The 19,715-nt window shown below is 73.0% G+C and carries 14 protein-coding genes and 1 pseudogene; 7 read left to right on the top strand and 8 right to left on the bottom strand.

Annotated elements, in window-relative coordinates; all coding sequences use genetic code 11:
• Positions 1-10 precede the first annotated feature (10 nt).
• On the bottom strand, positions 11-1,717 hold the full coding sequence (locus AB0D66_RS25765; protein WP_362307998.1) for a carbohydrate-binding module family 20 domain-containing protein: 1,707 nt from the start codon (positions 1,715-1,717) through the stop codon (positions 11-13).
• Positions 1,718-1,950: 233 nt separating this feature from the next.
• Between AB0D66_RS25765 and AB0D66_RS25760 the strand changes: the two genes are divergently transcribed.
• Entirely contained in the window at positions 1,951-2,544 is a 594-nt protein-coding gene (locus tag AB0D66_RS25760; RefSeq protein WP_362307995.1) for a hypothetical protein, read from the top strand.
• Between the two features lie 75 nt (positions 2,545-2,619).
• Here the strand turns inward: AB0D66_RS25760 and AB0D66_RS25755 are convergent, their stop codons facing one another.
• From AB0D66_RS25755 to AB0D66_RS25735, 5 genes are read right to left on the bottom strand one after another with little or no spacing between them, the layout of a single operon-like run.
• Positions 2,620-3,639, bottom strand: coding sequence for a LacI family DNA-binding transcriptional regulator (locus tag AB0D66_RS25755; protein WP_362307993.1), 1,020 nt, complete (start codon positions 3,637-3,639; stop codon positions 2,620-2,622).
• Positions 3,627-5,216 carry a glycoside hydrolase family 13 protein gene (locus tag AB0D66_RS25750; RefSeq protein WP_362307990.1) on the bottom strand — a complete coding sequence of 530 codons (1,590 nt, stop codon included), beginning with the start codon at positions 5,214-5,216 and terminating at the stop codon, positions 3,627-3,629. Before AB0D66_RS25750 ends, AB0D66_RS25755 begins: the two co-directional genes overlap by 13 nt.
• A 51-nt stretch (positions 5,217-5,267) precedes the next feature.
• Complete coding sequence (locus AB0D66_RS25745; protein ID WP_362307987.1) at positions 5,268-6,116, bottom strand: carbohydrate ABC transporter permease; 849 nt, start codon at positions 6,114-6,116, stop codon at positions 5,268-5,270.
• Positions 6,117-6,118: 2 nt separating this feature from the next.
• Complete coding sequence (locus tag AB0D66_RS25740) at positions 6,119-7,147, bottom strand: sugar ABC transporter permease (protein WP_362307984.1); 1,029 nt, start codon at positions 7,145-7,147, stop codon at positions 6,119-6,121.
• Between the two features lie 7 nt (positions 7,148-7,154).
• Positions 7,155-8,429, bottom strand: coding sequence for an extracellular solute-binding protein (locus AB0D66_RS25735; protein WP_362307981.1), 1,275 nt, complete (start codon positions 8,427-8,429; stop codon positions 7,155-7,157).
• Positions 8,430-8,651: 222 nt separating this feature from the next.
• Between AB0D66_RS25735 and AB0D66_RS25730 the strand changes: the two genes are divergently transcribed.
• The 3 genes from AB0D66_RS25730 to AB0D66_RS25720 all read left to right on the top strand — a co-directional run bounded on the left by AB0D66_RS25730 (position 8,652) and on the right by AB0D66_RS25720 (position 12,303).
• Positions 8,652-10,262, top strand: coding sequence for a glycoside hydrolase family 13 protein (locus AB0D66_RS25730; protein WP_362307978.1), 1,611 nt, complete (start codon positions 8,652-8,654; stop codon positions 10,260-10,262).
• Positions 10,263-10,288: 26 nt separating this feature from the next.
• Positions 10,289-11,329 (top strand): LacI family DNA-binding transcriptional regulator, encoded by a 1,041-nt coding sequence (locus AB0D66_RS25725; RefSeq protein WP_362307975.1) that lies wholly within the window; start codon positions 10,289-10,291, stop codon positions 11,327-11,329.
• 74 nt (positions 11,330-11,403) lie between these two features.
• Positions 11,404-12,303 (top strand): phosphatase PAP2 family protein, encoded by a 900-nt coding sequence (locus tag AB0D66_RS25720; protein ID WP_362307972.1) that lies wholly within the window; start codon positions 11,404-11,406, stop codon positions 12,301-12,303.
• A gap of 106 nt (positions 12,304-12,409) precedes the next feature.
• Here AB0D66_RS25720 and AB0D66_RS25715 read toward each other — a convergent pair whose 3' ends face one another.
• Positions 12,410-13,996, bottom strand: coding sequence for an amidohydrolase (locus AB0D66_RS25715; protein ID WP_362307969.1), 1,587 nt, complete (start codon positions 13,994-13,996; stop codon positions 12,410-12,412).
• 272 nt (positions 13,997-14,268) lie between these two features.
• Here AB0D66_RS25715 and AB0D66_RS25710 point away from each other — a divergent pair, with 272 nt between their 5' ends.
• Together AB0D66_RS25710 and AB0D66_RS25705 are read left to right on the top strand one after the other, a co-directional pair.
• Complete coding sequence (locus AB0D66_RS25710; protein ID WP_362307966.1) at positions 14,269-14,802, top strand: SigE family RNA polymerase sigma factor; 534 nt, start codon at positions 14,269-14,271, stop codon at positions 14,800-14,802.
• Complete coding sequence (locus AB0D66_RS25705; protein ID WP_362307963.1) at positions 14,799-15,833, top strand: hypothetical protein; 1,035 nt, start codon at positions 14,799-14,801, stop codon at positions 15,831-15,833. Before AB0D66_RS25710 ends, AB0D66_RS25705 begins: the two co-directional genes overlap by 4 nt.
• A 96-nt stretch (positions 15,834-15,929) precedes the next feature.
• On the opposite strand, the gene AB0D66_RS25700 is transcribed toward AB0D66_RS25705, so the two are convergent.
• Positions 15,930-18,917: a bifunctional [glutamine synthetase] adenylyltransferase/[glutamine synthetase]-adenylyl-L-tyrosine phosphorylase gene (locus AB0D66_RS25700; protein WP_362307960.1), complete on the bottom strand. Its 2,988-nt coding sequence runs from the start codon at positions 18,915-18,917 to the stop codon at positions 15,930-15,932.
• Between the two features lie 173 nt (positions 18,918-19,090).
• Between AB0D66_RS25700 and AB0D66_RS25695 the strand changes: the two are divergent.
• Positions 19,091-19,715, top strand: a pseudogene (locus AB0D66_RS25695) (hypothetical protein); the annotation flags it as partial.

Genomic DNA, 19,715 nt, shown 5'->3' with positions numbered 1-19,715 from the left:
GGGGGACGGGTCAGTTGCGCCAGGTGTCGCTCAGTGCGACCTTGCCGCTCGCGGGAACGGTGGCCGTGCGGTTGGCTCCGCTCTCCCACGTGACGTTCCCGGAGGCGTCCTTGCGGACGTACTTGTACGCGAAGGACGTGCCGGGCGGGAGGGTGACGTCGAGCTTCCACACGGGGTAGGAGGCGGGGTCGAGCTTGAGCGCGCCGCCGGTGTTCCACGAGCCGAGCTCGGGGCGGTCGCCGGTGACGTGGATGTCCTGGCCGGGCACGGTGGTGGCGTTGACGGCGAAGGAGGCGCCCGAGGCCGCCGGCGGCGGGGGCGTCGTACCGCCGGAGCAGGTGCGGGCGCCGGCGTGCAGGGCGAGCGCGGTGCCCGCGCCGAGCGTGGCGGTGAACTGGCCGCCGGAGCTCACGTTGACCACCCGCCCGCTCTGCACGTCGCAGTAGTCGCCGCCCGGGAGGGAGGTCTGGAAGGTGCGGGTCAGGGCGCCCGCCTCGTGGTTGATCGCCACGTACGCCTTGGTGCCGCGCCCGAAGGCGATCCGGTCCGCTCCGTCGTCCCACCAGTTCGTGACGCCCTGACCGCGCGCCGCGTTCCGGAAGCCGACCATGGAGGAGATCTCGCGCCAGGCGTGCTGGCACTTCCAGCCGTCCGCGTAACAGGCGCTCACCGCTCCGCCGTTGGGCGGGCCGGCGTCCTTGTCGGTCCACTCGTAGCCGGAGTGCACGTCCGGGGAGCCGTAGGGCCAGGCCAGCATGAACACGTTGGCGAGGGTGTAGTGCGCGCCGTCCTTGTAGCTGAGGGTGTCCCCGCCGCGCTCGGTGTCGTGGTTGTCGACGAAGACGGCGGACTGCCCGCCGGGCATGTACCCCCAGGCCTCCCCGAAGTTCTTCAGGTGGGCCAGGTTCTCGTTCTGGAAGACCCGCTTCAGGTCCCGCGCGTACCGGAACTCCTGCACGTCCCCGCTGCCGAGGTACTCGCTCGGCGAGACGGCCTCGCCGGCGCCGTGGATGGCCTCCAGCTTCCAGTAGGCGCCGGGATTGCTCAGCCGGGACTTGATGTCGGCCAAATCGGCGGCGGGCATGTGCTTGGCGGCGTCGATCCGGAACCCGTCGACGCCCAGTGACAGCAGGTCGTTCAGATAGCCGGCGATCCGCCCCCGCACGTAGTCCTCACCGGTGTCCAGATCGGCCAGCTGCACGAGCTCGCAGTTCTGCACGTTGGCCTTGTCCTGGTAGTTGGAGATGACCGCCCGGCAGTCGTCCATGTCGGAGCCGGAGTAGATGCCCGGATAGCCGTACTTCGTGTACGGACTCCCCCCGGTCCCCGTCCCGTTCCCGGCGGCCATGTGGTTGATGACGGAGTCGGCGACGACTTTCACGCCGGCGGCGTGGCAGGTGTCGACCATGGCCTTGAAGGCGGCCCGGTCCCCGAGCCGTCCGGCGATCTTGTAGCTGACGGGCTGGTAGGAGGTCCACCACTGGGACCCCTGGATGTGCTCCTGCGGGGGCGAGACCTGGACGTACCCGTAACCGGCGGGCCCCAGGCTGCCGGTGCAGGCCTTGCCCACCGCATCGAACCGCCACTCGAACAGAACGGCGGTGACGTCCTTGGTGCCGGGGGGCGCGGCCTGCGCCTGCGGTGCCTGCGCGGTGAGGGTGGCGGCGGCGAGCGCGCCGACGGCGACAGCCGCCAACGCTCTGCGGGTGGGGGGCATGTGGGGCCTCCTGGCGGAGAGGTGGGGATTGCACGCGACCGTAGGGGCCGAAACCCGCCCCTGCAAGACCTTGCGCAAGAGATTGCAGAATTGTTTCCCCGACGTGTCCTCGCGGGGCCGCCCCCGCCACCACCTGGGTAATGTCCCCCCGGGTCAGCGCACACCGGAGGAAGGCCGCCACGGCAACCGACATCGTGACCGCCCACGATCGGCCGGGAAGGACGATCTAGGGTGTGCTCGTGAAGCCCTTCCCACCGCCGCAGATACCGGCAGACGAACTCCGGCCCAGCCGTCGCCGGTATGCCACAGCGGGCGCGATCGCCGTCGTGCTCCTCGTGATGGGCGTGGCCATCGGCGCTTTCCGGTTCAGCGACGCGATCGACGCGGTGGACACCGGCCATCGGTTCGCCAACGGCGACATCGTCACCCTTCGGCTCGAGCCGGGTGGCGAGAAGGCCATCTGGATCAGGGACGAGGAATTCGGCCCGTCCGCCGACCCGGAGTGCAGCATCACCGGGCCGGGCGGCCCCGGTCTCACCGATCCGGGAGTCGACGTGTTCCTCACCCGTGACGAGACCTGGAATCCGCTCTACACCATCGAGGTGCCACGAGCAGGCGACTATCAGGTCACCTGTTCGTCCCAGGCATCCTCTCAGTACGCCATCGGGGACGACGGAGGCTTTCTCGCACTCGCGGGGCGGCTGGTACTGGCCATCGCCCTCCCCATCCTCGGAATCACCATCTGCGCCGTCACCGTCCTCGTCACCGCCTTCCGCCGCAGCCGCCATCGCAAGCAGCTGCTCGCCGAACGCCACGGCTCTCCCTGAGCAGCACCAACGGAGATCAGGCCCCCTCGCCCCTCACCTGAGCCTGCGCCTGCGCCTGCGCCCGTAGGGGGCCCCTCACCCCACCCCCGGCGCCTGCGCCGTAGAGCCCCTCACCACCAGTTCCGGCTGGAAGACGTACTCCGTGCGCTGGACCGGGGTGCCGGCCACCGCCTCCAGCAGGGCTCCGACCGCCGCCGTCGCCATCGCGCGGACCGGCTGGCGGACCGTCGTCAGCGGCGGATCGGTGAAGGCGATCAGCGGCGAGTCGTCGAAGCCGACCACCGACACGTCCTCCGGCACCCGCAGCCCCCGCTCGCGCGCCGCCCGTATGACGCCGAGCGCCATCGGGTCGCTCCCGCACACCACGCCCGTGCAGCCCCGGTCCAGCAGGGCGCCGCCCGCCGCGTGGCCGCCCTCCACCGTGAACAGGGTGCGCTGGATCAGGCCCTCCGCCTCCGCGGACGGGCAGGCGGCCACGAAGCCCTGCTCCTTGCGGGCCGACGGCACGTACCGCGTCGGCCCGATCGCCAGCCCGATCCTGTGGTGCCCCAGGTCCTCCAGGTGCCGCACCGCCATGTCGGCGGCGGCCCGGTCGTCCGGGGAGATGAACGGCGCGTTCACCTGCTCGTTGAAGCCGTTGATCAGGACGAAGGGAGTGCCGCGCGCCGCGAGGCGCTGGTAGCGCGACGGGTCGGCGTGGGCGTCCGCGTGCAGGCCCGACAGGAACACGATGCCCGTGACCCCGCGTTCCTCCAGCTGCTCCACCAGCTCGTCCTCGGTGGCCCCGCCCGGTGTCTGCGTGCACAGCACCGGGGTGTACCCGTGCCCGGCCAGCGCCTGCTCGATGACCTGCGCGAACGCCGGGAAGATGGGGTTGGTCAGCTCCGGGATCAGCAGCCCCACGAGGCCGTTGCTGCGCCGCTTGAGCCGCACCGGCCGCTCGTAGCCCAGCAGGTCGAGCGCGGCCAGCACCTTGTGCCGGGTGCCGGCCGCCACGCCCGACTTGCCGTTGAGCACACGGCTGACGGTCGCCTCGCTGACCCGGGCCTGCGCGGCGATGTCCGTCAGCCGCAGCGGGGAAGTCACCCCTGCCACCACACCGCGGTGTCGGCGGGCAGCACGTCGGGCTCGGCTATGTCGCCGCTGGCGAGCAGCACGGTGCCCGCGGCCGGGAGGCGTACTGCCTCGCCGGTCGTGTTGACCGTGCAGACGAAGCCGCCGCGGCGGAACGCGAGCACCCCCTCCGGGGCGGCCAGCCACTCCACGGCGTCGCCCGCGCCCAGGTCCGCGTGCGCGCGGCGGATCCGCAGGGCCGCCCGGTAGAGCTCCAGCGTGGACGCGGGGTCACCGGTCTGCGCCGCGACGCTCAGGCCCGCCCACTCGGCCGGCTGCGGCAGCCAGCTGCCTCCGCTGCCGAAGCCGTACGGGGCCTCGTCGCCGGACCACGGGATCGGGACGCGGCAGCCGTCGCGCAGCCCGTCCTGGCCGTTCGCCTTGAAGAAGGAGGGGTCCTGGCGGACCTCGTCGGGGAGGTCCACCACCTCGGGCAGGCCCAGCTCCTCGCCCTGGTAGACGTACGCCGACCCGGGCAGGGCCAGCATCAGCAGGGCGGCGGCCCGGGCCCGGGCCAGGCTGCCGAAGCGGGTGCGGTGGCGGACCACGTCGTGGTTCGACAGCACCCACGTCGTCGGCGCGCCCACCGGCCGCATCGAGTCGAGCGAGTCGTCGATGGCGGCGCGCAGCGCCTGCGCGTCCCAGCCGGTGTTCAGGTAGTGGAAGTTGAAGGCCTGGTGCAGCTCGTCGGGGCGCAGGTAGAGCGCGGTGCGGTCGGCGCTCGGGGTCCACGCTTCGGCGACGCCGATGCGGTCGCCCGCGTACTCGTCGAGGACCCGCCGCCAGGAGCGGTAGATCTCGTGGACCCCGTCCTGGTCGAAGAAGGGCAGTACCTGGTTGCCGAGCAGCTTGAGCTGCTCGTCGCGGCCGAGGTCGGGCAGGCCGGGGGCCTTGACCAGGCCGTGGGCGACGTCGATGCGGAAGCCGTCGGCGCCGAGGTCGAGCCAGAACCGCAGGATGGAGCGGAACTCGTCCTGTACGGCGGGGTGTTCCCAGTTGAAGTCGGGCTGCTCGGGCGCGAAGAGGTGCAGGTACCACTCGCCGTCGGCGACGCGGGTCCAGGCGGGGCCGCCGAAGATCGACTCCCAGTCGTTGGGCGGCAGCTCGCCGGAGGTGCCCTGCCCCGGCCGGAAGTGGAAGCGCTCGCGCAGCGGGGTGCCGGGGCCTTCGCGCAGCGCCTGCTTGAACCATTCGTGCTGGTCGGAGCAGTGGTTGGGGACGAGGTCGACGATGATGCGCAGGTCCAGGGCGTGTGCCTCGCGGATGACGGCGTCGGCGTCGTGCAGGGTGCCGAACATCGGGTCGATGGCCCGGTAGTCGGCGACGTCGTAGCCCGCGTCGGCCTGCGGGGAGGCGTAGAACGGGCTCAGCCAGACGGCGTCGACGCCCAGTTCCTTGAGGTAGGGCAGGCGGCTGCGGATGCCTTCGAGGTCCCCCATGCCGTCCCCGTTGGAGTCGGCGAAGCTGCGCGGATAGACCTGGTAGATCACCGCTTCTCTCCACCAGCCGGGCTGGGTGCCGGTGGAGGTGGGGAGTGCGTCGGCGAGGTGCTGGGTCATGTCGTCCTTGGAGAGATCGGGCCGGGGGTGGGAGGGGGCAGGCACGGGTGGTCAGCCCTTGGTGGCGCCTGCCGTCATCCCGGCGACGAGGTGACGCTGGGCGAAGACGAAGAAGATCGCCGCGGGGATGGCGATGAGGACCGAGGCGGCGCTCATCGCACCCCAGTTGGAGGTGTACTGGGTGACGAAGGTCTGCAGTCCGCCGGCCAGGGTGAGGTTCTCCTCGCCGACCATGAAGGCGGAGGCGTAGGCGACTTCGCCCCAGGCGGTGATGAAGGCGTAGAAGCCGGTGACGGCGAGGCCGGGCTTGGCGAGCGGCAGGATCAGCCGCCAGAAGGTGCCGAAGGGGTTGAGCCCGTCGACGCGGCCGGATTCGTCGATCTCCACCGGGATGGTGTCGAAGAAGCCCTTCATCATCCAGGCGCAGAACGGCACGGCGATGGTGAGGTAGGTGATGATCAGGCCGACGGGCTGGTTGAGCAGCCCGAGGTCGCCCATCAGGTTGTAGAGCGGCACGATGAGGATGGCCATCGGGAACATCTGCGTGACGAGCAGGGTCCACATGAGCGGCTTCATGCCGGGGAACTTGAACCGGCTGACCGCGTACCCGGTGGTGGCGGCGATGAACACACCGAGGACGGTGGTGACGCCGGCGACCAGGACGGAGTTCGCGAACCAGCTGAGGAAGTGGCTCTGCTCCAGCAGGTACGCGTAGTTGCCGAGCGTCGGCTGCTTGACGAAGTCCGTGCTGATCGCGTGCTCGGCCGGCTTGAGCGAGGTCAGCAGGATCCACAGCACCGGGAAGACGGCGATGACGGACGCCGCGAGCAGGGTCGCGTGCAGGCCGAACGAGGCGAGCGGGGAACGGCTGCCCCGGGTACGGGCGGTGTTCGCGGACATGGTCACCACACCTCTCCCTGCTTGCGCAGCGAGCGCCGGTAGACCAGCGCGAAGATCATGAGCAGGGCGAGGATCAGGACGCCCCAGGTGGCGGAGCCGGCGAAGTCGCGCGGGCTCGCCACGAACGCCTCGCGGAAGGCCTGGGTCACCAGGATCTCGGTGGAGTCCCCTGGTCCGCCCCGGGTGAGCAGGAAGATCACCGGGAACATGTTGAAGGTCCAGATGGTGGAGAGCAGGATCACCGTCATGCTCACGGCGCGCAGGCCGGGCAGGGTGATGTGCCGGAACCGCTGCCAGGCGCTCGCGCCGTCCATCTCGGCGGCCTCGTAGAGCTCGCCGGGGATGGACTGCAGTCCGCCGAGCAGGGCGACCATCATGAAGGGGACGCCGAGCCAGACGTTGACGGCGACGACCGAGAACTTGGCCCAGGTCGGGTCGTCGAGCCACGGGACGGCGGCGATGCCGCCGCCGTCGAGGATCTTGTTGAGGATGCCGTTGTCGCGGTTGAAGAGGAACCGCCAGGCGAAGACGGAGACGAAGCCGGGGACGGCCCAGGGCAGGATGAGCGCCATCCGGTAGGCGGCGCGGCCCCGGAAGTTCCGGTTGAGCATGTTGGCCAGGACCAGGCCGAGCGTGAAGGTGATGGACACGCACGCGACGGTCCACACCACCGTCCACACCAGCCGCTGCAGGAACACCGGGTCGCTGAGCACGGCCGCGTAGTTGTCGAGTCCGACGAACTCGTACGTGGCCTCGATGTGCCGGGCGCCGATGGTGCGCGAGACGTTGCGCTCGTTGGCGTCGGTCAGCGACAGGTAGATGCCCCGGATCAGCGGCCAGCCGATGATCACGCCGAGGACGAGCACCACCGGGGCGATCATCGCCCAGGCGTACCAGTGGGTGGCGAGGGCGCGCCTCAGTCCGCCTCTGTTCCCGCTGTCAGTCCTGCGGCTCCGGCCGCGGGCGGCGACGTCCTTGTGGACGTCGTCACCCGCGGCCTTCGCCACCGACTGGCTGGTGTGAGCAGCCATCTTGTCGTTACTTCCAACCCTTGAGGATCTTGCGGAACTCGGCGCCGGCCGCCTTGGCGGCGTCCTCGGGGCTCGAGGCTCCGGTGATCGCCTTGGTGTACTCGACCTTCAGCGGCTCGAAGAGGGAGCCGTTCTCCGGGATCCAGGCGCGCTCGACGGCCTTGTCCACGGCCGGCTTGAAGAACTGCACCATCTCGCTGCTCTTCACGTCGGGCTGCTCGTAGGCGGCGGTGCGGGTGGGGAGCAGGCTGAGCTCCTTGGCCGACTGCACCTGGACCTCCTGCGAGGTCATGTACTCGACGAAGGCGTGGGCCGCGTCGCGGTTCTTCGAACCGGCGTAGACGCCGAGGTCGTGGCCGCCCTGCGGGGCGCCCGCCTTGACCGAGCCGGCCGGGACGGCGGCGACGCCGAGGTTGGCCTTGTCCTTGAACTGGTCGCCGGCGTAGGTGTCGGCGACGGCCCACGGACCGTTGATCATCATGGCGGCCTCGCCGGACTTGAAGGCCGTCTGCATGTTGGTCCAGCCGTCGGTGGCGTTGGTGACCGCCGCGCCCGAGGTGACCAGGTCGCGGGCGGTCTTGAAGGCCTTGACGCCCGCCTCGTTGTCGACGGTGACCGTCTTGGTCTTCGCGTCGACCAGGTCGCCGCCCTCGCCGTAGATCAGCGGGAGGAACCAGTAGGAGTCGTCGCCGCGCAGGTAGAGCCCGGCCTTGCCGCTCTTCGCCTTGATGGCCGCGGCGGCCGTCTTCAGCTCCTCGAGCGTCTTGGGGGGCTGGACGCCGGCGTCGGCGAGCATCTTCTTGTTGTAGAAGAGGCCGAGGGTGTCGATGACCTGCGGTACCGCGTAGGTCTTGCCCTCGTACTTGCCGCTGGCCGCGGCCTGCGGGAGGAACTCGGCGTCGACCTTCTTCGCCGTCTCCGCCGGGACCTCGTCGAGGTAGCCCAGCGAGGCGAAGTCGGCGACCCAGCCGACGTCGGCGCGGATCACGTCGGGGGCGTCGGAACCGCTGCTGAAGGCGTTCTTGACCTTGTTCTGCGCGTCGCCGTACGGGACGTTGACGTACTTGACGGTCACCTTCGGGTGCTTCGCGGTGAACGCCTCGGCGATCTTCTGGAAGCTGGCCTTCTCGGCGTCGTTCGACGTGTCCCACCAGGTGACGGTGCCGGACAGTTCGCCACCGGTCTTGGTCTCGCCGCTGTCGTCCTTGGTGTCACCACCGCAAGCCGTCGCCGCGAGCGCCAGGGCCGCGACCAGCGCGGTGGCCGCTATGCCACGCCGCATATGAACTCCTTCGATGATCCCGGCCGCGCCCTCGCGGTCCCGAGTTGCCAGGAACGTAACAAGGCTGAAAGAAGACCGAAAGCCCTTGCGGCAATTTTCTGCAAGACGGGCCGATCGTTACATCCGTGTGTCCGTACGGTGGCCGCAGCTTGCTGTTGGTTCGCCTCACCTTCTCCCTCCCGGGCCCGCAACCAGGGGGCGTCTGCTCGCGTTGACCCCGATATGACCCATGAGTCGACGGCCGTCCAGCTTGCAAACGCTTCCAGCAACGCCGCCGCGAGCACCGGCTGGTGGCGCGATGCCGTCATCTACCAGGTGTACGTGAGGTCCTTCGCGGACAGCGACGGCGACGGCGTCGGGGACCTGCGCGGGGTCCGCGAACGGCTCCCGCACCTGGCCCGGCTGGGGGTCGACGCCGTGTGGCTCACCCCCTTCTACGTCTCCCCGCAGGCCGACGGCGGCTACGACGTCGCCGACTACCGGGCCGTCGACCCGCTCTTCGGGGACCTCTCCGACGCCGACGACCTCGTACGGGCCGCACACGCGCTCGGACTGCGGATCATCGTGGACGTGGTGCCGAACCACACCTCCGAGCAGCACGCCTGGTTCCGGGCCGCCCGCGCCGGGGACCCGCGGGCCCGGGCGCGCTACCACTTCCACCCCGGCCGGGGCCCCGGCGGCGCCCAGCCGCCCAACGACTGGGAGTCCGTCTTCGGCGGCCCCGCCTGGACCCGCGTCGAGGACGGCTCCTGGTACCTCCACCTCTTCGCCCCCGAGCAGCCCGACCTGGACTGGGAGCATCCGGAGGTCGCCGCCGAGTTCGCCTCCGTGCTGCGCTTCTGGCTGGACCTCGGCGTCGACGGCTTCCGCGTGGACGTGGCCCACGGCATGGTCAAGGCCGCCGGCCTGCCCGACATCGGCCGCGGCGCCCAGGCCACCCTCATCGGCACGCAGCCGCTCCCCTTCTTCGACCAGGACGGGGTCCACGAGATCCACCGCACCTGGCGCCGGCTCCTCGACTCCTACGAGGGCCCGCGCATCGGCGTCGCCGAGGCATGGGCGCCGACCTCCGAGCGCCTCGCCCTCTACGTCCGCCCCGACGAACTGCACCAGGCCTTCAACTTCCGCTTCCTGAACTGCCCGTGGGACGCCGCCGCCATGCGGACCGTCATCGACGAGTCCCTGGCCGCCACCGCCTCGGTCGGGGCGCCCACCACCTGGGTGCTGTCCAACCACGACGTGGTCCGCCACCGCACCCGCTACGGCAGCCTGGCCCGGGCCCGGGCCGCCGCCCTGCTGATGCTGGCCCTGCCCGGGTCGGCGTACGTCTACCAGGGCGAGGAGCTGGGCCTGCCCGAGGTGGCCGACCTCCCGGCCGAGGTCCGCCGCGACCCGGCCTTCCTGCGCACCGCCGGACAGGACGGACTGCGCGACGGCTGCCGGGTGCCGCTGCCCTGGTCCGGCGACCGGCCCCCGTACGGCTTCGGGCCGGGCGGTGCCTGGCTGCCGCAGCCCGCCGGCTGGGGCGGCATGAGCGTCGCCGCGCAGACCGGCGATCCGCACTCCACCCTCGAGCTCTACCGCGCCGCCCTGGAACTGCGCCGGGCCCTGCCCGGCCTCGGCTCCCCGGACGCGGGCCCGCTGACCTGGCTGCCCGCGCCCGAGGGCGTGCTCCTCTTCACCCGGCCCGGCCTCGCCTGCACCCTCAACAGCCGGCCCGCCGCGGTCGAACTGCCCGCGCCCGGACGTCCCGTCCTGTCCAGCGCCCCCGTCGAGACGGACGGCCGCACCGTACTGCTGCCACCGGACTCGTGCACGTGGTGGGCAATCTGAACGTGCGACCGGTACAGTCCAATCCCGTGACCGCACGGCTAGCCGACATCGCAGCCCAAGCGGGGGTCAGCGAAGCCACAGTCAGCCGCGTGCTCAACGGCAAGCCCGGTGTGGCCGCGGGCACCCGTGAATCCGTGCTGGCCGCGCTCGACGTACTCGGCTACGAACGGCCCGTACGGCTGCGCCAGCGCAGCGCGGGACTCGTCGGGCTGATAACCCCCGAACTGGACAACCCCATCTTCCCGGCGCTCGCCCAGGTCATCGGCCAGGCGCTGACCCGCCAGGGATACACGCCCGTCCTGGCCACGCAGACGCCCGGCGGGTCCACCGAGGACGAGCTGACCGAGATGCTCGTCGACCGCGGGGTCTCCGGCATCATCTTCGTCTCCGGGCTGCACGCCGACACGACCGCCGACATGGGCCGCTACGACCAACTGCGCGGCCAGGGCGTCCCGTACGTCCTCATCAACGGCTTCTCCGACAAGGTGCAGGCGCCCTTCGTCTCCCCCGACGACCGCGCGGCGATGCAGCTCGCGGTCACCCACCTGACGGCGCTCGGGCACACCCGGATCGGCCTCGCCGTCGGGCCCAAGCGCTTCGTGCCGGTGGTCCGCAAGATCGAGGGCTTCCGGCTCGGGATGAAGGAGCGGCTCGGGCTCGGCGAGGAGGAGACCGAGGAGCTGGTCCAGCACTCCCTCTACACGCTGGAGGGCGGCCAGGCCGCCGCGGCCGCACTGATCTCGCGGGGCTGCACGGCGGTGGTGTGCGCGAGCGACATGATGGCGCTCGGCGCGATCCGCGCCGCCCGGCAGCGGGGGCTGCGGGTGCCGCAGGACGTGTCGGTCGTCGGCTTCGACGACTCCCCGCTCATAGCGTTCACCGATCCGCCGCTCACCACCATCCGGCAGCCGGTGCAGGCCATGGGACAGGCCGCGGTCAGGACCCTGCTGGAGGAGATCGGCGGTACGCCGGCCCCGCACAGCGAATTCGTCTTCCTGCCCGAACTGGTGGTCCGGGGCTCCACTGCCTCCGGCCCCGGGCAGGCTCGGGGCCGGACTCGTCCGTAGGTCGGAGCGCAGGCGCCGAAGACCGTCCCGAGGGATGATCGGAGGCGAGATCGCATCTGGCAGACTCTCTCCCCATGGGTGAAGCGAGCGTGAAGACACTGGAAACCGCCGGGGGCACCCCCGGGACGGACGTCGCGTCACCCCCCGTGACCGGGAGTGAGGTCCGGACGGGGCCCGAGCGCACCCTCCTGGCCCGGTTGCGCAGCCCGCGACGCCCGCGGATCTGGTTCGAGATCCTGCTGATCGCGGTCAGCTACTGGACCTACTCGCTGATCCGCAACGCGGTCCCCGAGCAGAAGGCGGCCGCGCTGGCGAACGCCGACTGGATCTGGAACGCCGAGCGGAGCCTGGGCATCGCCGTGGAGCAGACGGTCAACCACGCGGTGAACTCCGTGACGTGGCTGGTCGTGGGCATGAACTACTACTACGCCACGCTCCACTTCATCGTGACCATCGGCGTGCTCGTGTGGATCTACCGTTTCCATCCCGGGCGGTACGCCGCCACCCGCCTGGTCCTCTTCGCCACCACGGGCGTCGCCCTGGTCGGCTACTACCTGTACCCGCTCGCGCCGCCCCGGCTGATGAACGGGCAGAACTTCGTGGACACCGTGCTGGTCCACCACACCTGGGGCTCGATGGCCTCGGGGAACCTCAAGAACATGTCGAACCAGTACGCCGCGATGCCGTCCATGCACATAGGGTGGTCGCTCTGGTGCGGGCTGACGATCTTCGCGGTCGCCTCCGCCCCCTGGGCCCGGATCCTGGGCCTGCTCTACCCGGCGGCGACCCTCGTCGTGATCGTGGCCACCGCCAACCACTTCTGGCTCGACGCCGTGGGCGGCTTGCTCTGCCTGGCCTTCGGCTACACCGCCTCGCGGGCCTGGTTCGGCTCGCTCCCGCACCGGCTGCCGCGCCACCCCCTGTACGCGGGGCCGCACCCGGCGGCAGCGCTCGTGAACCGTTTCCGACGCTAGCCGCCCCCTCCCCCGGCTCTCTCAGGCCCTACCCGGCCCCTTCAGGCCCCCTCCCCGGCTCTTTCAGGCCCTCCCTTGGCCCCTTCAGGCCCCCTCCCCGGCTCCTTCAGGCCCCCTCCTCCCGGTGCGTGACGCGCCCGCCGGACATCGTGAGGCGGACCGGGGCCCCCGCCAGCTCGTCCACCCCCGCCGTGACCGGGTCCAGCGCGAAGGCCGTCAGGTCCGCCCGCCGGCCGGCCGCGATCCGGCCCGCCACCTGCTCCTCCCCGGCCGCGAGCGCCGCGTGCGAGGTCATGCCCTCCAGGGCCATCAGCCCGGTCAGGGCGGGTCCGGCCGAGGCCGCGCCGAGCGGGCTGCGGGCGGCCACGAGCACCTGGCGGGCGTCGTAGTGGGCGATGGGCCAGTCGGAGCCGAGCGCGAGGACGGCTCCCGCGTCCCGCAGGTCCCGGCAGCGCCAGGCACGCCCGGCCCGGTCCTCCCCCAGCCTCCTGGACCACTCGTCGGTGTGGTCGGCGCGGGTGTACGCGGCGTGCGGCGGCTGCATCGAGGCGATCACCCCGAGCTCCGCGAACCGCTTCAGCTGGTCGTCGGGGACGGTCTCGATGTGCTCGATCCGGTGCCGCATGCGGGCCTGCCCGCCGAGGGCGGCGACCGTGTCCAGGACGTGGCGGACCGCGGCGTCGCCGATGGCGTGGGTCGCGGTGCGCACCCCGGCCGCGTCGAGCACCCGCACGGCGCGGGCGTAGTCGCGCGGGTCGGGCCAGAAGGCCTCGGTGCCCTGGCCGTGGCAGTCGGCGTGCTCCAGCCAGGCGGTGCCGCCCTCCACGGTGCCGTCCATGAAGAACTTCACGCCGCCGACCTGCCAGTGGCGGCCGGCCAGGCCCTGGAGCCCGATCAGCCAGGCGAGTTCCCCGTCGTCCGCGCCCGGCATGCACCAGGGGGCCAGCCGGAGCCGCAGGGGCAGGTGGCCCTCGTACTCGACGGTCGCGAGGAGGGCCGGTACGTCGCCGTCGCCGAGGTCCATGACGTGGGCGCCGGTCAGTCCGGTGGCGGCCATGGCGTCCAGGAGGGCGACGAGGCGGGCGCGGCGCTCGGCGGGCGCGGGCTGCGGCACCAGGGCTCCGACCAGCGCCATCGCGGCGTGCTCGACGAGGTGTCCGGTGGGGCGGCCGGAGGGGTCGCAGACGATGGCGGAGCGCTGGGCGAAGGCGCGCGGCCCGGTGATGCCGGCGGCGGCCAGGGCCGCGCCGCTCGCGAGGGCGGAGTGGCCGTCGTAGAGGCGCAGGAAGGCGGGGGCGCCGTCCAGGGCGTCCTCGATCAGGGCCCGGTCGACGGGCTGTCCGCCGAAGGCGTTGTGGTCGAGGCCGTGGCCGACGACCCACCCCTTGGTGCGCTCGGCGGTCCGCAGCACGGCCCGCAGCCGGTCGGTGTCCCGTACGGCGGAGAGGTCGGTGCCGGTGGCCGTCTCGATGCCCCAGACGGGGTGGCTGTGGGCATCGGTGAGGCCGGGGGTGAGGGTGGCGCCGGCGAGGTCGATCACCTCGGTGCCGGGGCCGCGCCAGTCCCGTACGTCGGCCTCGTCGCCGACGGCGGCGATCCGCCCGTCCCGGACGGCGACGGCACGGGCCTCGGGGCGGTCGGGGTCGAGGGTGCGGACGCGGGCTCCGGTGAGGACGGTGTCGGCAGCGGGCACGGAACGGCTCCTTCGGGGGCGGGGGCGGCGGGCTGGGCCTCGGGCGGGCGGGGCGCCTCGGGCCCATCGTGCCGGGTCGGGGCCCGGGGGCGGCGGAGGGAGGGGCGAGGGAGGAGGCGGGCGCCGTGGCCGGGGGCCCGCGGGGGCCCGCGGGGGCCCGCGGGGGCCCGCGGGGGCCCGCGGGGGCCCGCGGGGGCCCGCCCCGAGATTGTTCTCCTGTGCGGGCAACCGAATCCGGCCGGGCGGTGGTCAAGAGGGCGAAGGGGGTGCCGATGCAGGCCGAGCAAGAAGCCCAGTTCCAGGCGTTCGTGGCCGCACGCTGGAGTCATCTGGTGCGGACCGCGTATCTGCTGACGGGGGATCCGCACGATGCGGAGGACGTGACCCAGAGCGCGCTCGCCAAGGCGTACCGGTCGTGGCGGCGCGTGTCGCGCATGGACAGCCCGGAGGCGTACGTGCGCCGGATGCTCGTCACGTGCAATAGCGACCGGTTCCGCAAGCGCCGGGTCGCCGAGCGGCTGACGGACTCCGTGCCGGACACCTCGGTCCGCGACAACGCGGTGGCCCGGGCCGACGAGCGCGACGCGCTGATGGAGGCACTGGCCCAACTGCCCGCCCGGCAGCGGGCGGTCGTGGTCATGCGGTACTGGGAGGACCTCTCCGAAGCGGAGACCGCGGACGTCCTCGGCTGCTCCCCCGGCACCGTCAAGAGCCAGGCGTCCAAGGCCCTGGCGAAACTGCGCGCCTGGCCCGGGCTGGGCGCGGTCACGACGACGAACGAGACGCGACAGGGGGCCTGCCGGTGAACGGGCGGGAGGACGACGAGCGGGGCGCGAAGCAGGACCCGCAGCGCGGGCCGCAGGGGCAGGCCGAGCGGGACGGACCGGACGGGCAGGACGGACCGGACGGGCAGGACGGACCGGACGGGCAGGGGGCCTTCGAGCTGGAGCTGCGGGACTGGATGGCCCGGGACGCGGCCTCCGTGCGCCCCGCCGCCGTGCCGTATCCGGCGATCGTCCGGCAGGGCCGCGCGGAGCGGCGGCGCAGGCTCGCGGTGGCCGGGGCGGCCCTGATCGCGCTGACCGTCGTACCGGCCACGGCCATCGCCTTCTCCGGCAGCGGCGCGGGCGGCGGGCCGGCGGAGCGGGTGTCCGTGGGCGGCGGCGGGCCGGCGGCGAGTACGGCGCCGCCCTCGCCCGAGCCGCCCGGCGGGCCCGCGGCCCCGGCCACGCCCGGGCAGCTCGCCGACGGCATCACCATGAAGGAGGCGGCCGCCGGGCTGGAGCAGTGCCTCGGCCCCGAGGCTCCGGGCAACGGCGTCTCGGGGTCCCCGCCGGCGAAGCTGGGCGAGGCTGCCCAGTACCGGATCCTGCTCGCGCACCGCAGCACCGGCAACGACAACTCCCCGGGCGACGGCCAGTACATCGTGGCCGTCCGGGACGCCCCCGTGCCGACCCGGATCATCTGCAGCGTCAAGGACGGCCAGGCGAGCGGCTCGAACATCTCGATGGGCGGCGACTCGGATCCCGAGAACGGTCCCGTCGTCCCCGACATGAACGCGGGCAAGCTCTATCTCCAGCGCCTGAGCGGCGAGGGCCCCTGGAAGCTGCCCTTCCGCTGGGGCAGCATCGGCACCGTCGACGCCGGGGTGACCCGGGTGACCGTCAGCTACGGCGGCGCCACCGTCGAAGCCGCCGTCGACCGCGGCTGGTTCGCCGCCACCGGAGTCCTGGAACAGGCCGTCACCAAGACGCCGCGGATCAGGGGCTACGACGCCCAGGGCAAGCAGCTCTACGACTCCGACCAGGACAAGCACCACGACAAGGCCATCCCCTAGCGGGGTGGAGGGTGTGGGGGGCCTCGCCGCCGTACAGGGGTCGGCGGCGAGGTCCCCCGCAGAACCACGCGGGTCCCGGCGGCCCCGCGCCGCGCCCTACGCCCCGTAGAACAGCTCGTCCACCACCGCGCGGGCGCGGCGCGTGATGCGGCGGTAGTCGTCCAGCATCTCGCCGACCGTGCCCTCCGCGTAGCCGAGGTAGCGGCCCACCGCCGCCAGTTCGCGGGCCTCGGAGGGGAAGGTGTCCCCGGCGCGGCCGCGGACCAGCATCACGGCGTTGCGGACCCGGGTGGCCAGGATCCAGGCCTCGTCCAGGATCTGCGCCTCCTCGGTCGGGATCAGCCCGGCCGCGTGGGCGGCCGCGAGGGCTTCGCGGGTGCGGGTGGTGCGCAGGCCCGGTTCGGCCCAGGCGTGCTGCATCTGGATCAGCTGGACGGTCCACTCGACGTCGCTGAGGCCGCCGCGGCCCAGTTTGGTGTGCAGGGTCGGGTCGGCGCCGCGCGGCAGCCGCTCCGATTCCATCCGGGCCTTGAGCCGGCGGATCTCCCGTACGGCGTCCTCGCCGAGGCCTTCCACCGGGTAGCGCAGCGGGTCGACCAGCTCGATGAAGCGCCGGCCCAGGTCGGTGTCGCCCGCGACCGGTTCGGCCCGCAGCAGGGCCTGGCTCTCCCAGGTCAGGGACCAGCGCCGGTAGTACGCGGCGTACGAGGACAGGGTGCGCACGAGCGGGCCGGAGCGGCCCTCGGGGCGCAGGTCGGCGTCGATGAGCAGCGGCGGGTCGGCGGTGGGCAGTTGGAGCAGCCGGCGCATCTCGGCGATGACGGTCTGGGCGGCCTTCGCCGCTTCCTGTTCGTCGACGCCCTCGCGGGGTTCGTGGACGAACAGGACGTCGGCGTCGGATCCGTAGGCCAGTTCGTGTCCGCCGAAGCGGCCGACGCCGATGACGGCGAACCGCGTGGGCAGGGTCTCGCCCCACTGGGAGCCGACGGCGGCGCGCAGGGCGCCCGCGACGGTGGCGGCGGTGAGGTCGGAGACGGCTCCGCCGACCCGGTCGACGAGGGCTCCGGCGTCCTCCTCGGCCGGGCTGTCCTCCGTGCCGTACGAGCGGATGATGTCGGCCGCGGTGGTACGGAACAGCTCGCGGCGGCGGACCCCGCGGGCGGCGGCGACGCCGGCCTCGGGGGTCTCGGCGCGGCCGACGGCGGCCAGGACCTCCTGCTCCAGCGCCTCGTGGGTGCGGGGCTGGAGGCCTTCGGGGTCGCCGAGCAGGGCGACGGCCTCGGGGGCGCGCATCAGCAGGTCGGGGGCGAGCCGGCCGGCGGACAGGACGCGGGCGAGGTTCTCGGCGGCGGCTCCCTCGTCGCGCAGCAGTCGCAGGTACCAGGGGGTCTTGCCGAGGGCGTCGGAGACCTTGCGGAAGCCGAGCAGCCCGGCGTCCGGGTCGGCGGAGTCGGCGAACCAGCCGAGCATGACCGGGAGCAGGGTGCGCTGGATGGCGGCCTTGCGGGTGACGCCGGAGGCCAGGGCCTCGAGGTGGCGCAGGGCCGCGACCGGGTCGGCGTAGCCGAGGGCTTCGAGGCGCTGGCCGGCGGCGCGCGGGGAGAGCCGGGTCTCGCCGGGGGTGAGCTGGGCGACGGCGTCGAGGAGCGGCCGGTAGAAGAGCTTCTCGTGCAGGCGGCGCACGACGGAGGCGTGGCGGCGCCAGGCCTTGTTGAGTTCGGCGACGGGTTCGGTGCGCAGGCCCATGGAGCGGCCCAGCCGGCGCAGGTCCTGCTCGTCCTCGGGGACGAGGTGGGTGCGGCGCAGCCGGTAGAGCTGGATGCGGTGCTCCATGGTCCGCAGGAAGCGGTAGGCGTCGTGCAGCTGGGCCGCGTCGGCGCGGCCGACGTAGCCGCCGGCGGCGAGCGCGTGCAGGGCGTCGAGGGTGGTGCCGGAGTGCAGGGTGTGGTCGCTGCGGCCGTGTACGAGCTGGAGCAGCTGGACGGCGAACTCGACGTCGCGCAGGCCGCCGGGGCCGAGTTTGAGCTCGCGGTCGACCTGGGCGGCGGGGATGTTGTCGACGACGCGGCGGCGCATCTTCTGGACGTCGGCGACGAAGTTCTCGCGTTCGGCGGCCTGCCAGACCAGGGGGCTTATGGCCTCGATGTACTGCGCGCCGAGGTCCGGGTCCCCGGCGACGGCGCGGGCCTTGAGGAGGGCCTGGAACTCCCAGGTCTTGGCCCAGCGCTGGTAGTAGGCGAGGTGGGAGGAGAGGGTCCGCACGAGCGGACCGTTTCTGCCCTCGGGGCGGAGGTTGGCGTCGACGGGCCAGATGGTGCCCTCGACGGTGGTCTCGGAGCAGATCCGCATGAGGTGGGAGGCCAGCCGGGTGGCGGCCTGGAGGCCCTTGCCCTCGTCGGTGCCGCTGGTGGCCTCCCCGACGAAGATGACGTCGACGTCGGAGACGTAGTTGAGCTCGTTGCCGCCGCACTTGCCCATCGCGATGACGGCGAGGCGGCACTGGGCGGCGTCCTCGGGGGCGGCGGCGCTCGCGATGCGCAGGGCCGCGCGGAGGGTGGCGGTGGCGAGGTCGGCGAGCTCGGCGGCGGTCTGGGCGATGTCTATGGTGCCGCAGACGTCGCGGGCGGCGATGGAGAGCAGGCAGCGGCGGTAGGACACGCGCAGGGCGACGGGGTCGTGGGCGTCGGCGAGGCCGCGCTCGAACTCGGGGAGCCCGGGGTGCAGGTCGGCGGCCTCGTAGGTGACGAGGGCGTGCCAGTCGCGGGGGTGGCGGGCGAGGTGGTCGCCGAGCGCCTCGGAGGCGCCGAGCACGCCGAGGAGGCGGTCGCGCAGCGGCTTGGCGCTGACCAGGGTGTCGAGGAGCCGGGACAGCTCCTCGGGCGGCTGCGCCTCGGCGAGCCGGACCAGTCCGAGGAGGGCGAGGTCGGGATCCGCGGTGGCGCCGAGGGCGTCGAGGAGCACGGGGTCGGCGCGTACGGAGGCCAGCGCGTCGGCGTCGAGCAGCCGGGCGGCGGCCGAGGGGTCGGTGAACCCGCTGCGGAGCAGCCGGATGAAGGTGCTGCTCCTGCGTCCCGGGACTGTCATCCCGCCGCCTCCCGCGGTCGTCGCTGCCACTGCCCTGGCGTACCTCCAGGTGAGCCTAGCCGGAGCAGGCGTTCGACTCACCGGCACGTACCATGAGCTGGCTTATCGGATTATCCGAAGACTTATGGCGTGATGGGGCCCGGTCCCCGCCCCGACCGGCCGCGAGGAGCCCCATGCCCGACGCCCGCCCGCCCTCCGGCCCGCCCTGGCCGGCCCCGGAGCGGACCCCGAGCGCACGGCAGCCCCGGCCCGGCCAGCAGCCCCCCACCGACGAGCCCGCGACTCCGGAACCCTGGCACCCCGGCCACCCGGCCGAAGCCGCACCGACGGCCGCCTGGCCCGGCCACCAGACCGAGCCTCAGGCTGCCGCAGCCTGGCACCCCGGCCACCCGGCCGACGCCTCACCCGCGGCAGCCTGGCACCCCGGCCACCCGGCCGACGCCTCACCCGCGGCAGCCTGGCACCCCGGCCACCCGGCCGAAGCCTCACCCGCGGCAGCCTGGCACCCCGGCCACCCGGCCGAAGCCGCACCGACGGCCGCCCGGCCCGGCCACCAGACCGAGGCTCAGGCTGCCGCAGCCTGGCACCCCGGCCACCACGCCGAACCCTCGCTCCCGGCAGCTTGGCACCCCGGCCACCCGCACGAGACCCACACCACAGGGACCTGGCACGGCCACCCGGCCGAAGCCGCACCGGCGGCAGCCCGGCCCGGCCACCAGACCGAGGCTCAGGCTGCCGCAGCCTGGCACCCCGGCCACCACGCCGAACCCTCGCTCCCGGCAGCTTGGCACCCCGGCC

The sequence above is a fragment of the Streptomyces sp. NPDC048270 genome (assembly GCF_040652335.1).
Lineage (GTDB): Bacteria > Actinomycetota > Actinomycetes > Streptomycetales > Streptomycetaceae > Streptomyces.
This window is presented reverse-complemented; position numbering and strand designations above follow the sequence as displayed.